The organism is Butyrivibrio sp. WCD3002 (assembly GCF_000424265.1).
GTDB lineage: Bacteria > Bacillota > Clostridia > Lachnospirales > Lachnospiraceae > Butyrivibrio.
In genome coordinates, this window is record NZ_AUJO01000005.1 from 62103 (window position 1) to 75858 (window position 13756).

Genomic DNA, 13756 nt, shown 5'->3' on the forward strand with positions numbered 1-13756 from the left:
TATTGAAAAATGCGTGTAAGTAGATGATAATTAATGGTATATGTCGCTATCTACCTATATCTAAAGAATGACGAACAATCTTAGATAGTATATAATTACAATAAAGCTTAATTTTTAGGGGTATCGTTCATCTGTATGATCCGTATTCACAGAATGATATCGAGGAGGAAAACGTGACTCAAATAAGAAAAGAAATCAAATTTTTTAAGTGTATTTTATCAGTTATCATGCTTGCACTGATAATTGCTTTCCTGACACCACTTACAGCATCCGCTTCTGTGAGACTAAATAAGACGGAAGTAAGCGTTAAGCAGGGAAAAACTACCAAATTAAAAATTAAAGGGAGCAAAAAACCTGTAAAATGGAGTTCTTCCAATAAAAAGATTGCTACTGTAGATAAGAACGGTGTTGTCAAAGGAAAGACAGGTGGCAAGGCAATCATTAAAGCCAAGGTCGGAAAGAAAACCTATAAATGCAATGTCACTGTACTATGCAAAAAGCATTCCTATGTAACAGAGATTACACCTCCTGCAAAAAAGAATGAATTTGGGCGCAGATCAATTGTCTGTAAGAGATGCGGCTATGAGAAAGACTTTAATTATTTATTCTATGTACCTACTGAAGAAGAGGCTTATGCAGACTTGATGGCACAAAAGTCTGTATATCCTCAGGGTCAGAAACAACCCGGTAACGGAGATATTGTATCCGGGTATCTGGAGGATCTTGGACGTTTTACATGCTCGCGACTGGGATTACTATTGCAGGAAGCTGTCTTCGGAACCGTAGGAACATGCAAACATTTGCATAACCTTTATGATGTCAGGGTCGGTGATATCATATACGATACTTATTCCGATGGCGATACCAAATATAGATATGCATATACAGTTATTTCAAAAGACGGTAATTATATCAATTGCGTAACTGCCCGCTATGGCTTCTTTGACTGGGGATGCAGGCTAAAGATAACCTCCCCTACTACATTTATAGAACCAATGGAACAAAGCGAGGAGAACTGCCCGCAGAATTATTTACTGGAAATATACTCGCTTTGGTATCAGAACGAAGATGATCAGGTAACCCCTTAACATAACGGGACTGTCGCACTAAGAATTAGTGCGAGGCCCCTCTTTAGTGCTAAAAGTCTTGATTAACACAAAGACCAGGCTTCGAAAAGCCTGGTCTTTGCTGTAAAATATATTTATGCTACTAAATAAAATCTTACAAGGAAATTATAGCCTTTCTTCCTTAAATCATCAAATAAAACTTCCGCTCGACATAGACCTATCAGTAGCAGATGACGATCCGGTACGCCTGGTAAGCGCATTCGTGGAGGAGATGGACCTTTCTGATCTTTATGCAACATATGAAAGAATCAGAAAAGGCCAGGCAACGCCCCGTCATATGATGAAGATAGCAGTCTATGCAGCAATGAACAGAATCTTCTCATCTCGAGACATAGAAACCTCATGCAAGCGTGATATCAATTTCATGTACCTTCTTGAAGGCTTGCCCGCACCGGACCATTCAACCATTGCAAGGTTTATTTCCCTGCATCTGTCACAGTGTTCAAAACAGATGATGGCTCAGGTTGGAACAATCCTTCTTGATCTTGGTGAAATCTCTGGGGAGAACATCTTCATCGATGGCACAAAGATTGAATCCGTGGCGAATAAATATACTTTTGTCTGGAAAAAAGCAGTTTCAAAAAACATGGCAAAACTGGCTGAGAAGATATGCCTCTTCTGCGCAGAGTGCGAGGAACTTTATGGCCTGAAGATTGTCTATGATGACCAGATATCACTTCATACATTAAAAAGACTCAAAAAGAAACTTTACAAGATTAAGAATGATGAAGGAATAGAGTTTGTCTATGGCTCCGGAAAGAGAAAAACTGTTCTTCAAAGGTCTGTCGAAACACTTGAAGAATACATAAAGAAACTCAAGGATTACACATATAAGCTGTACAAGTGTGGAAATCGTAACAGTTATTCAAAAACAGATCCGGATGCAACCTTTATGCGCATGAAAGAAGATGCCATGCTGAACGGACAGCTTAAACCTGCTTATAATCTCCAGCATGGTGTCGATGCCGAGTATGTTACCTGGCTTGATATATATCCAAATCCCACAGATACTCTGACACTCATTCCGTTTCTCAATGACATGGAAAAACATCTGCCGTTTAAGTACAAGAACATCGTGGCTGATGCCGGTTACGAAAGTGAAGAGAATTATGTTTTTGTCGAGGAAAATGACCGGACAGCATACATAAAACCTCAGAATTATGAACTTTCAAAAACAAGGAAATTTAAAAATGACATCAGCAGACGTGAAAACATGGATTATGACAGTGAGGATGATGCTTATGTTTGCAGGAATGGCAAAGAATTAAAGGCAATCTTTACCCGCAACGAAAAAACAGCAAGTGGCTATTCAAGAAGTGTCACTACGTATGAATGTGATAGCTGCAAGGAATGCCCGTACAAGAAAGATTGCATTAAAGGAAACAACTGCAAGACACCATTTGAAGACAGGAACAAAAGGCTTTACGTTTCGAGAAAGCTTGAAGAAAAGCGCAGTGAATGCCTTAAGAGGACAACCAGCGAATTCGGCACGCAGCTCAGAATGAACCGAAGCATTCAGGCGGAGGGTTCATTTGCAAATGTAAAAGAAGACATGAACTTCAGAAGATATTTGTATAAGGGGACGAAGAATGTTCTTGCACAAAGCGTGTTGCTTGCAATCGGATTCGATATCAATAAACTGCATCACAAGATCATGGCCGGCCGAACAGGAACTCATCTTTTTGAGCTAAAGAAAACGGCATAATTTTTGATCCTTAAAAATCAAACTCCTGTATCTGATCCGAAGATATCTTCGGACTATTAAGTTACTCTAAAAATATGAGATATGAGCAGAAAGCAGATATAAGTACCGATTTTTAGGCCTAAAAAGGGCCATCTCCCAGATGATTTAATCATCTAATGCGACAGCCCCATTTGTTTAGGCCTCCGAATTCATCAAAGGTACTATATGTATAATTATAAGGAAAATGAGAGTACTGCTAATAAGGATGCAGATAAGAAGCAGGAAAACGTAAATAATACTCCTGCAGCAAGTAATACAAATACTCAGAATGTTCTTCCTGTCGGACAGGAAGCTAAGACCGGATCAGGTGCTACAGTTCAGGTATCTGATAACAGCTATCATTATCTTTCCTATACTATTTCTACAAAGGATGCAGGAATATATCTTTTTCTTTAGTTTATCCGGTAATTCTCCGATTGCGCGTATCTTTTTCTTTTCAAGATCAATTGCATAGCCGCCTGCGAAGATCATGTTCTTTTCCCTAAGATAAACGAATCCGCTCAAGATATTTTCAAAATCAAAAGATCCAGTAACAGGTATACAAACTGTGCTTTTAAGAGAATAGTCATGACCATACTACTTGTAGCACCTAGATCATACATCTTTTTATCCATAAAAAGAGGAATCTCGCTAAGCGCACTGAGCATAGCAATAACTTCACTTGCATCGGACTCTTTTTCCAGGATTTTCTTAAAGGCCTTCGCTGCCTTTTTCATCAAGTTCAAGTGCTGAAATAAGCTGAGGCAGTCCGCTCTTTTTACAAAAGCCATTGTCTAGCAGGTATTCGCCTTTCTTGGCCTTACGTTATATCTCCCCTACAATTCCAGCCGTGTTTTCCACATTCCTTGTCCTATGTCTTCTTGCCGCTACACATAAGTAGATTGAGACCGGAATATCCAAAACGATAAAATAACTTAGAATGCCCATGATCACAGCTCCAACTATAGATATTCTTTTCTCTCTAAGGAGACATATTATGGTGCCTATCTGAATTGTACCTGTCATCAGCATTATTGAAAAAAGATATGCGTATACGATAGCACTCGCCATCCACCCATATATCGGTATGATGAGTCCAATCGCCATTAACACGCACATTTCTACACAGGCATAGATTGGAACAAGCTTCATTACTATTGAATAAATAGTAGTTTCGCTGCCTGTATGTTTTCCTATGATACACAATATAAGATGCCAAATGACTACTATGACAGATAGTATGAGCGATAAAAGAATCACCGATGTGAACCAATCCGGGTAAGAGGATACCTCATATGATATCCTGCTCTGACAGTAGTACCATACATAGCTGTATACGATGACCGGTAAAAACTTTAAAAATCTTAATATTCTCATCATTTCCATATGTCTTTGCCCCTTTGGAAAGCCTCCAGTTTCATGAGTTTGTGCTCATATAGTCTTTTTAGCTGAGGTATTCTTATTTGCCGTTCAAACATATCTTTTTCATATATATCAAAATTCATGCAGGCTTTCTCCAAATCAACAGCCTGCCTGTCCTGAACATATGACAGTAATTTGCTTTCCATTGCTATAAAGGAGTGCGTTTTTATTGAAGACAACTTTACATGCTCAAGCTCAGTATATGGAATATTGTAAAACATGGAATTTCCGGAATCGTAAATCGGGGCAAATCCCATGAATTCCAAGGTGTCCGGGTTACGAACGACTGAAATATTGTTCATGTGCCTGTCCGTATTGGATATAAGATAATCTGTCATAATCTCATAGTCCATAAACCGGGTGAACTCTTCATCACTGATTCCAATACTTATACATACCTTTTTGAGTGGATAGTATAGGGATTCATTCTGCTTGATTTTTATTGTTTGCAGTAGCTCCCAGGCGCTTATGCACTCCAGATTTTCGCTGCAAAAATCATAAGACATGCATCCGATACCTTCTATCCCTCCCTCCACATCAACGGTAGAAAGAATATATTCTGTATAATTGCTAAAGCCTTGCTTGCGATGAAGGTCAGTTGCAAAAATCTCATTTAAACTCTGCTGATAAGAACTACCATAGTTTCCTTTGACCATATATCTGCGTCCGGCATCATCAATGCACCATTTCTTTTGCAATTCTCCTTGAGACGCTGCACATTTGAACCGTGTTTTCCTGCGAAGATCTATAACATGATCCTTGTTTATCGTTAGTTCTCCAAAGGTATCCACAAAGTCATTTGTGAACAGGTTTACCTCTTCCCACGACAGATCTTCACCACGTGGCTTTATCCAGTAACAATCTGACAGGCTGAGCGCAAGATTATCCACTAATGCACTATTAGTAGATTCATATCCCAGCTTTTGAAGCGCAGATTTAGCACCATTTCTGGTCTTGGGAATAGCACGGTCTTTCCACCATTCATGGAATCGCATGTCATTCAGCCTGCCGCCCAATGGAAAATGATCTATTTGTGCTTCATTTTTCTTATAATTCCCAAGTTTGCCATCCTCAGAAATCTCCATCAGACATACCGGTATGTTTTTGTGCATAAGATAGTATTCGTTACCAATTTTTTTCACTTATTAACTCCATATAATATCTTCGTTCTTGTCATATTCGCAATCCTGCTCGAATCTCCCACGTACATCATAAAAAGAATCAAACATGTCTTTAACATACAAGCGGAGATTCTCTCTCTTGACCCCTTCGAGAGAAACTCCTATTTGTATCGTGTTACCAAGAGAATCGCTAATACTGTTAGCACTCTTATCATAGAAATATCTATCGCCACTTGCTGTCTGAATGATTTCTGAATACTTTTCCGGCATTGGTAAGAGCATTGATATCATATTCATGATATATGGAGCAGGTCTGGATTCACCCTGTTCCCATTTTCTCAGTGTACTCACAGGAATGCCAAACTTAGCAGCAAAAGCCTTTTGTGTAAGACCGGTATTTTCTCTTAATTCTTTTATTGTTACAGCCATATTATTGCCTCATCAGTTCGTTTAAACTTGTATCCACATTGGATAGTATTATTATATTAGTAACCATATTGGATATCTATATAAAAATAGTACCCAATTAGGGTACTATTGTCAAGCCGCATATTCCTTTTCAAGGGTAAGATAGCTGTAGTAATGATAGATGAATGGCCTGTTCTCTTCATCCCATTCAATTCTGCTGTCCCTGTTAAGCAAAAGAGCAGGCGCTCCCAAATCAGCCACAGCAGGCTCGATTTCAGATGTTTCCGTTTCATCAGAACTTTCTTTTTCAGCAGATGATTTATATAATCCCAAACCATTTTTCGTGACATCGGGTCAAGGCCTGTGGTGGGCTCATCCAAAAACAGGATTCCCGGCTTATGTATCAGTGCTCTTGCAATATCTATTCGCCTTCTCTGTCCTCCTGAAAGCTTCTCGTACTTTTGATTCCAGATTTCTTCCAAGTTAAACTCCTCCCAGAAGTCCCTTAGCCTATTCATTATTTCATCCTTACTGTATCCGTAATATGCGCCTCTTGTGAGCAGATTCTGTTTTACTGTAAGCTTGCTGTCCAAAACGGAATTCTGAAAAACGATTCCAATCTCTTTTCTTATTTCATCATCATTTTTTCCGAGCTCATGCCCCATCACGAAGGCTTCTCCCGATGTTTTGGGAAGGATTGTGCTAAGCATGTTTATTGTCGTTGATTTACCTGCACCGTTTTCACCCAGAAAAGCAAATAACTCACCCTGATTTACAGAAAATGAAATATTGTTTACGGCAGTAAGATCACCGTAACTTTTCTGCAGATTTCTTACTTCAATTGCTTTGTTCATACTGTACCTCTTTCCTCTGATTTATTATCCTAATCAGGTATCCTTTTTCTTCCAAAAAGTGTTTGTTGCTACTGTAGTTCTTTCTTACGAAATTGATATTATCGCATTTGAGACATAAAAAAAGCGTAACTGCGGTGAGTTACACTTTTCATAGGGTGAAATGCAATTTTTTGCCTCAATTTTCCATGGTTATTTCCATTCTCTACTTTAGGGGATTCATATCACAAAACTTGTGTCAGGTCTTTGTAATATCATGTAATTGGGCTAAAAGCTCAGGTTGAGCTCTCAACCTTAAATATACTCGACAATTGTGTTATACAGCCTTCTGGATTCAATCGGCTTTACAAGGTGAGCATTCATCCCGGCCCTGATGCTCTGTTCGTAATCTTCGTGGAAAGCATTAACTGTCATAGCTATGATTGGAATACTCCTGGATGAAGGAATTGTTGTATTCTCTCTTATCTGTCTTGCTACGGATAATCCGTCTATATCAGGCATTACAATATCAAGCAGTATAATATCAAATTTACCATGTTCCGTCCTGTATGTATGTAGCGCCTCCCTGCCATCACGTACCGTAACTACTTCCGCGCCTTTCTGTCTAAGAAGCCTGTCTACAATCTCAAGATTGATCTCATCATCATCTGCAACAAGAATTCTTTTATGTGAAAAGTCGAAGTTGCGATTAATCAAAGCAGCATACTCTCCAGCCGATACCATAGAGAAACGGATCGTTAACTGTATACTTGCTCCCTCTTCAGGATCAGAGGTGGCTTTAATAGTGTCCGCTCCCAATTCATGCGCATAATATCTAATGATAGTAATAGTTGGATCCATAGTTTCCAAAAAGGAATACGTATCATATTCAACAGCTTCAAACTCATCCCTTAAAGCCTGCAGCTTACTGCTTGTAATTGTTGTATCTTCCCCATAGGCTTTAAAACTTATATCAATATAATTGTTGACGTTGCCTACATTTTCTACTTCCAGATTAACAACACCCTTATTGGACATCATCTCTGTAACCACTCTTATCATCTTACGGAGAATACGAAAAAGAATTAAATAATCTGTACTGATGTAACAGTTCTTAAGCTTCTTTTTCTCTATGACAAGCTCTATTCCCACCGGACTTAAAAAATTAGCAACATCCTTTTTCAATGAATCCAGTAATGCATCCATATCAACAAATTCCGGATGCAATCTTACATGGTTCAACGTAATTTGACGCATTGCCATAACATCATCAATAGATGCATTCATCAAATGGCTTGCACGGTTTATCTGATCCAGGTAATGTTTTGTGGCTACTTCATCATAACCACTCTCTTTTGCCAAATTTGAAAACTCAATGATAGAATACAGTGGTCCTCTGACACTTCTGCTCATCTGCTCAATTAAGGAATTGCTAGTTTTTAACTTATGTTCTGTATCAATAAGTTTGTCAATTAGCTTCTTATCATCAATATCGTCCATCGTTTTTCTCTTTTCTATGGAAAAATTTCTGAAAACTTGAGATAATAATATCATATATTCTAATAAAAATGAGTGAATTAAATATAAAATTATTATGCTGAGCATAGAAAGGCACTATATGTATAACACTCAGGAGATTTCTGTCAATATTCAACCGCACTGTGTAGTAGGAATTGGAGCTTCAGCCGGTGGACTTGAAGCTCTTCAGCAATTTCTGACTTTTCTTCCATCCAATACCGGCATGGCTTTTGTTATAATCCAGCATCTGGCTCCCAATCACAAAAGTATGCTTGTTGACATACTTGGAAAATATAATTCAATGCCTATAAAGGAAATAGAGGACGGAATGCAGGTCGAAAGAAACCACATATATATGATTCCGCCCAAATACAACGTAGTAATCCATAACAATGTCTTGAGTCTCAAGGAGCAAAACCCCCAGGAGATAAGCCACCCTATCGACATCTTCTTCCGCTCTCTTGCCAATGCCTATGAAAACCGTTCCGTTGCTGTCATTCTTTCAGGAACAGGTTCTGACGGAACAAATGGTATCAGGGCCATCAAAGAACAAAATGGTATGATTATTGTTCAAAGCCCTGAGTCTGCCAAGTTCGATGGCATGCCAAGAAATGCAATAAGTACAGGTTTTGTGGACCTTATGTTAAAACCGGATTCCATTGCCAGAGAACTTGCGCATATTGCCAAATCTGTGGTAGACGCGGAAACACAGCTAGGCGTCACCGATGATGACCTTCTCTCCAAGGTTTTTTCAATATTAAAAAATGTCACCAATATAAACTACGCTTACTATAAGCAGACAACCATCCTTCGAAGAATAGAAAGAAGACTTGTAGTAACACATAATCGTAACCTTCGGGAATACGTCAACTACATGACTACAAACCCGGAGGAAGCAAAAATCCTTGCGAAGGAGGTTCTGATTGGTGTCACATCATTTTTTCGTGACCCTGACTACTTCGAAGTATTAAAAGAGAATGTCATCAAAAAGTTGATCACAAGCTCTCATTCCGACGATGAACTGCGCGTCTGGGTTGCCGGCTGCTCAACAGGTGAAGAAGCCTACTCTATTGCTATTCTGTTTGCCGAAGCCATGGAAGAGCTTTCAACACACAGAAGCGTAAAGATATTTGCAACAGACCTTGATCCTGACTCAATAAGCACTGCTGTCCGCGGAATTTACGGAAACAACATAATTGAGGATGTGTCTGTCGCAAGACTCTCCAAATTTTTTACACGAAAAGGGAACAAATATGTAATTCATCATGACATAAGAAAGATGATCATCTTTGCCCAACACAACGTATTCCAGGATCCTCCTTTCGGAAAACTGGATTTAATCTGCTGCAGAAACGTACTTATATATTTCCAGGCTGTTCTGCAACGGAATCTTTTTGCTATTTTTCACATGGCTCTTTCCGACAGGGGATATCTGTTCCTTGGTCGTTCAGAATCAGTTATAGACTATGCGGATGTATTCCGTGTTGTGTGCGCTGATGAAAAGATTTTCATACACTATGCAGAGGGGAATGCACCCGTTCACGAGCAATTTGCCTATTCAATGAGCAATATCGAAACCCCTATTGAGCCCATCAATGTTTCTGGAATTGACGATGAAGATACCACCAGTTACAAGGCGCACGAGCTCGACACCTCTGTTCTTGAAGCGCTTATGCCCGCGACTGTTCTTGTTAATGAAAAGAACGAGCTTGTAAGAAGTTATGGTGACTGTTCAAGGCTCATCTCACTTCCTACAGGCCAAGTTACTTTGGATATTTTCCAGCTCATCAGGGCTGATATTAAAATTGCGCTCTCAACTGCACTTAAAGAAGCCAGAATTACTGGCGAACGCAAAGCATACTCAGATATTCCTGTTGAAATTGATGGTAAAGCAGAATTTGTTTCAATTGTTGCATATCCTATCTCGGATAATCATGGTGATAAAACAGATTTTACTGCAGTTTCATTTATACGCAGACGCGAACTTGCAAATATCGATATGCAGAAATATAAGGTTGATTTTGCGGCATCCCAGCGTATATCAGATCTCGAACAGGAACTAAAGGCAACTAAAAACTCGCTGCGCCAGACCGTAACAGAGCTGGAATCAACTAACGCCGAGCTCCAGGCCGCCAACGAGGAGCTTCTTACCGCTAACGAAGAACTTCAGTCAAGTAACGAAGAGCTTCAGTCAGTTAATGAAGAATTATATACTGTAAATTCCGAATATCAAACCAAGGTTACAGAGCTAGCCGTTGCAAACAACGATATCTCGAACTTTTTGTCCTCCACCCTTGTTGGAATACTTATGGTGGACAAGGATCTGAACATAAGAAAATATACGGAATACATCTCATCCGAATTCAGTATTGCAGATCAGGATGTAGGTAGATCACTTCGCTACATTGGCTTTAACTTTACCACAATAGATCTTCTTGAACTATGTCGTGTAGTTCTTAATACCATGGAACCAGTAGAACAACGATGTGCATCCGTTGCAGGAAAAACCTATCTTATCCGCATTGCACCTTACCACGAAATCAATGGAACTGAAGAATCCGGTATCTCACCCAACGATAAAAAACGGGCACTCAAAGGACTGGTTCTTACTTTTGTTGATACTACCAAGCAAATCGATGATCAGGAGCAGATTGATGAAATGGGTAAAGCCCTTCGCGCTGCGGTAAAATCAAGTCGCGAAAAAGAGACCTTCCTTTCACAGATGTCTCACGATATGAGAACTCCTCTCACTGCTATCTTTGGACTTACACAGCTTTCACTTCAGGAGGATTCCATAACACCTGCACTTAAGGATAATCTTGATAAGATTATGACTTCAAGCCAATATCTTTTGACACTTATCGAGGAAATTCTGGAGACAAGCAAGATTAACGCAGGAAAAATAGTTTCCATAAGTTCGGCTGTCCGCGAGGAAAATCTTATAACTTCAATTTCAACTATGACAGCCGAGCAAGCTCGTGAAGCAGGCCTTAATTTTGAATATAAGATAAACGGTTCAAAGGATCGTTATGTCCTTATGGACACCAAGCATGTGGAGAGATCCATCCTGAACCTTCTTTCAAATAGTATTAAATTTACTCCAAAAGGCGGCAGGATAATCTTTACAACAAATGTAACCTATACTGATACATCTTCTGTTCATACATACACTATCAGAGACACAGGTATCGGAATAAGTGATGATTTCCAACAGCGTATGTTTATGCCCTTCGAACAGTATCGTGGTACAGATGATCCATACCAGGAAGGGACAGGACTCGGTCTTTACATATGCAAAAATCTCGTAGAACTCATGGGTGGAACCATCTCCTGCACTAGTCACGTAGGCGTGGGAACCGAGTTTACCATAGTTCTTACATATCCTCTCGCAACAGATGAGCAGATATCACTGCATACGCATCAATCTGAAGAATACGAGGATCAGATTCTCTATGGAAAAACCATTCTTCTTGCTGAAGATAACACAATAAATGCGGAAGTCATTATTAAACTGTTAAAAACAAAGGGAATTCATACAGAAGTAGCCAGAGATGGACAGGAAGCCATTGATATGTTCAAAGGACGTGATCCTTACCATTATCAGGCCCTTTTAATGGATCTTATGATGCCTGTCAAGACGGGGCTTGATGCGGCAAAAGAGATTCGAAGCCTTTCTACGCCTGATGCAGCTGTTATTCCAATCTTTGCGCTTACTGCAGATATGGCTAACGATGTAGAAAGCCGCTGCCATAATGCAGGTATCGATCTGATACTGGAAAAGCCAATTGACCAAAACAGACTGTTTGCAAGCCTTGCCAAGGCTATCCAGAAGCAGCTCGATAAGGCCTGACACTTTACGCATTTTTCTCGGAGATATTGTATGGACAATAAGCAAATTGAAGCACTTAACTTATGGGGAGCAGATTCAGAATCAGCAATAAAAAGGATGCTTGGCGACGAAGTCTTCTACCTCAGTCTTGTTGATGCTTTTGTATCAAATAATGATTGGAATGATATGTGTAAATTAATTGAGAAAAAACAATACAGGGATGCCTTTGTCATATCTCACAGAATGAAAGGCTCCTGTGTCGATCTCTCGTTGACGCCGCTTTTCAAAGCTATGTGCGAACTTACAGATGATCTGCGCTACGAAGAAATACGTCCAACGCTGGAAAGCGACCTTGAGGCAGCACAAAAGCTCAGAGACTCTTTAGTCAAAGCCTTACATTTAGAATGATTTATTTTCTGTTAGTTATAAAAAGCCTGTCACCTTTACAGAACTTGTGATATGTATAAGTGACAGGCATTTTTTCCGATTTTAACGTACAAATATATGAACCACTATGAAAACAGCCAGATATGCGATGTTCACAAGAGTGAAGGTCAGCAGATATTTGCCTGTTTTTTCTTTGTAATCATTGGTATATGCCTTAAAAGAAATCAGGCTGGCCATTGATGCGATAAGAGTTCCAAGACCTCCTACATTTACACCTGCAAGAAGCTCTTTGTAGTCTCCTGCAAAATCCGTAAGAAGCAATGTCGCAGGCACATTACTGATAAACTGGCTTGTTATAACAGATGTTATGAATTCTTTTCCCTGAACAAGATTCTGCAGAATATCGCGGATCTGAGGGATTTTTCCTATGTTTCCTGTAAAAATGAAGAATCCTATAAAGGTAAGAAGCAGGATGTAGTCTGCTCTCAGCAGAATTTTTCCATCAAGGATTGCCACGGTAATCAGGATGATACCCGCCATGATCTGCCATGGAATTATTCTAAGTACCGTAAGAAGTGCAACTACAAACAGGATGGAGTATATGACCACCTGCCCGGTGCTTCCGAAGCTTTTTACTATGTGGTAAGTGTCTGTCCTGTCACCAAGACCTTCCTTTTTTCCTGGAATGAACAGCACGGATATCATAAGAAGAACCAGCGCCAGTATCGAATACGGCAGCATACATCCGATGAACTGCGCCATGCTCATGCCTGTAACTCCGTACAGATAGAGATTCTGAGGGTTTCCGATGGGTGTAAGCATACTTCCAAGGTTGGCTGCCACGGTCTGCAACACTACCACAGGGATCATCATATCTTCTCTTTTGCAGTTGTGAAGTGTCATAAGTGCGAAGGGCACCAAGGTGATCAGCGCCACATCATTTGTGATAAGCATGCTTCCGAAGAAACACATGAGGATGAGGATTACCGCTACCTGCCATCCTTTTGAAACCTTTTTGAGAAGAATTTCTCCTATTTTTTCAAAAATGGAGTTCTCCCTGAAACCCTGGACCACGATCATCAGTCCCCATAGTATGCCCAGCGACCTGAAATCTATATAACCGAGATAATCTTTTCCCGGGTGCACGAAAAAAGCTGAAATCACGGCGAGAAGCCATGCTGCCGCAAGGACAGGATCAGATTTTAACTTGCTTATTATTTTTTTCATTACTACTATCCCCTTTGATATAATCATTGGAATTCCAGGCCCAGATAAGCTCTATGGCCATGAAAATCCAAATAGATGGCTCACACCATATTACAGCATTATACCCGAAACTGGGAATAAGTAGTATCACAAACATAACTTTTCCGCAAAGTTCTATTACGCTG

General features: G+C 39.8%; 12 protein-coding genes. 5 read left to right on the top strand and 7 right to left on the bottom strand.

The window, feature by feature from the left end:
* Nucleotides 1-173: 173 nt before the first annotated feature.
* The 3 genes from G608_RS22370 (at nucleotide 174) to G608_RS0107835 (ending at nucleotide 3267) form a co-directional block, all read left to right on the top strand.
* Complete coding sequence (locus tag G608_RS22370; protein WP_026495567.1) at nucleotides 174-1088, top strand: Ig-like domain-containing protein; 915 nt, start codon at nucleotides 174-176, stop codon at nucleotides 1086-1088.
* Nucleotides 1089-1203: 115 nt separating this feature from the next.
* Nucleotides 1204-2832, top strand: a complete 1629-nt coding sequence (locus tag G608_RS0107830) for an IS1182 family transposase (protein WP_026495568.1) — start codon at nucleotides 1204-1206, stop codon at nucleotides 2830-2832.
* Between the two features lie 204 nt (nucleotides 2833-3036).
* On the top strand, nucleotides 3037-3267 hold the full coding sequence (locus G608_RS0107835) for a hypothetical protein (RefSeq protein WP_026495569.1): 231 nt from the start codon (nucleotides 3037-3039) through the stop codon (nucleotides 3265-3267).
* Nucleotides 3268-3371: 104 nt separating this feature from the next.
* Here the strand turns inward: G608_RS0107835 and G608_RS0107840 are convergent, their stop codons facing one another.
* From G608_RS0107840 to G608_RS0107865, 6 genes are all read right to left on the bottom strand, one after another.
* Nucleotides 3372-3641, bottom strand: a complete 270-nt coding sequence (locus tag G608_RS0107840) for a hypothetical protein (RefSeq protein ID WP_026495570.1) — start codon at nucleotides 3639-3641, stop codon at nucleotides 3372-3374.
* A 34-nt stretch (nucleotides 3642-3675) separates the two neighbouring features.
* Nucleotides 3676-4236 carry a hypothetical protein gene (locus G608_RS0107845; RefSeq protein ID WP_026495571.1) on the bottom strand — a complete coding sequence of 187 codons (561 nt, stop codon included), beginning with the start codon at nucleotides 4234-4236 and terminating at the stop codon, nucleotides 3676-3678.
* A complete protein-coding gene (locus G608_RS0107850) occupies nucleotides 4227-5414 on the bottom strand; it encodes a hypothetical protein (protein ID WP_026495572.1) in 1188 nt (395 codons plus the stop codon). The genes G608_RS0107845 and G608_RS0107850 overlap by 10 nt, the downstream gene beginning before the upstream one ends.
* Before the next feature lie 3 nt (nucleotides 5415-5417).
* The gene (locus tag G608_RS0107855; protein WP_026495573.1) at nucleotides 5418-5822 is read right to left on the bottom strand and encodes a helix-turn-helix domain-containing protein; all 405 of its coding nucleotides are present in this window, start codon (nucleotides 5820-5822) and stop codon (nucleotides 5418-5420) included.
* Nucleotides 5823-5878: 56 nt separating this feature from the next.
* On the bottom strand, nucleotides 5879-6655 hold the full coding sequence (locus G608_RS20420; protein WP_051209010.1) for an ABC transporter ATP-binding protein: 777 nt from the start codon (nucleotides 6653-6655) through the stop codon (nucleotides 5879-5881).
* 291 nt (nucleotides 6656-6946) lie between these two features.
* Entirely contained in the window at nucleotides 6947-8131 is a 1185-nt protein-coding gene (locus tag G608_RS0107865) for a response regulator (RefSeq protein WP_026495574.1), read from the bottom strand.
* Nucleotides 8132-8225: 94 nt separating this feature from the next.
* Between G608_RS0107865 and G608_RS22375 the strand changes: the two genes are divergently transcribed.
* Together G608_RS22375 and G608_RS0107875 are read left to right on the top strand one after the other, a co-directional pair.
* A complete protein-coding gene (locus G608_RS22375) occupies nucleotides 8226-11999 on the top strand; it encodes a chemotaxis protein CheB (protein WP_081677353.1) in 3774 nt (1257 codons plus the stop codon).
* A 30-nt stretch (nucleotides 12000-12029) separates the two neighbouring features.
* Nucleotides 12030-12386 (top strand): hypothetical protein, encoded by a 357-nt coding sequence (locus G608_RS0107875; RefSeq protein ID WP_026495575.1) that lies wholly within the window; start codon nucleotides 12030-12032, stop codon nucleotides 12384-12386.
* A gap of 81 nt (nucleotides 12387-12467) precedes the next feature.
* Here G608_RS0107875 and G608_RS0107880 read toward each other — a convergent pair whose 3' ends face one another.
* Nucleotides 12468-13592 (bottom strand): SLC13 family permease, encoded by a 1125-nt coding sequence (locus G608_RS0107880; RefSeq protein WP_026495576.1) that lies wholly within the window; start codon nucleotides 13590-13592, stop codon nucleotides 12468-12470.
* Between the last annotated feature and the right edge of the window lie 164 nt (nucleotides 13593-13756).

Coding starts and splice junctions, on each gene's coding strand:
- G608_RS0107830 (WP_026495568.1), top strand. CDS start 1,204: ATGCTACTAAATAAAATCTTACAAGGAAATTATAGCCTTTCTTCCTTA.
- G608_RS0107835 (WP_026495569.1), top strand. CDS start 3,037: ATGTATAATTATAAGGAAAATGAGAGTACTGCTAATAAGGATGCAGAT.
- G608_RS0107840 (WP_026495570.1), bottom strand. CDS start 3,641: ATGGCTTTTGTAAAAAGAGCGGACTGCCTCAGCTTATTTCAGCACTTG.
- G608_RS0107845 (WP_026495571.1), bottom strand. CDS start 4,236: ATGGAAATGATGAGAATATTAAGATTTTTAAAGTTTTTACCGGTCATC.
- G608_RS0107855 (WP_026495573.1), bottom strand. CDS start 5,822: ATGGCTGTAACAATAAAAGAATTAAGAGAAAATACCGGTCTTACACAA.
- G608_RS20420 (WP_051209010.1), bottom strand. CDS start 6,655: ATGAACAAAGCAATTGAAGTAAGAAATCTGCAGAAAAGTTACGGTGAT.
- G608_RS0107865 (WP_026495574.1), bottom strand. CDS start 8,131: ATGGACGATATTGATGATAAGAAGCTAATTGACAAACTTATTGATACA.
- G608_RS22375 (WP_081677353.1), top strand. CDS start 8,226: ATGCTGAGCATAGAAAGGCACTATATGTATAACACTCAGGAGATTTCT.
- G608_RS0107875 (WP_026495575.1), top strand. CDS start 12,030: ATGGACAATAAGCAAATTGAAGCACTTAACTTATGGGGAGCAGATTCA.
- G608_RS0107880 (WP_026495576.1), bottom strand. CDS start 13,592: ATGAAAAAAATAATAAGCAAGTTAAAATCTGATCCTGTCCTTGCGGCA.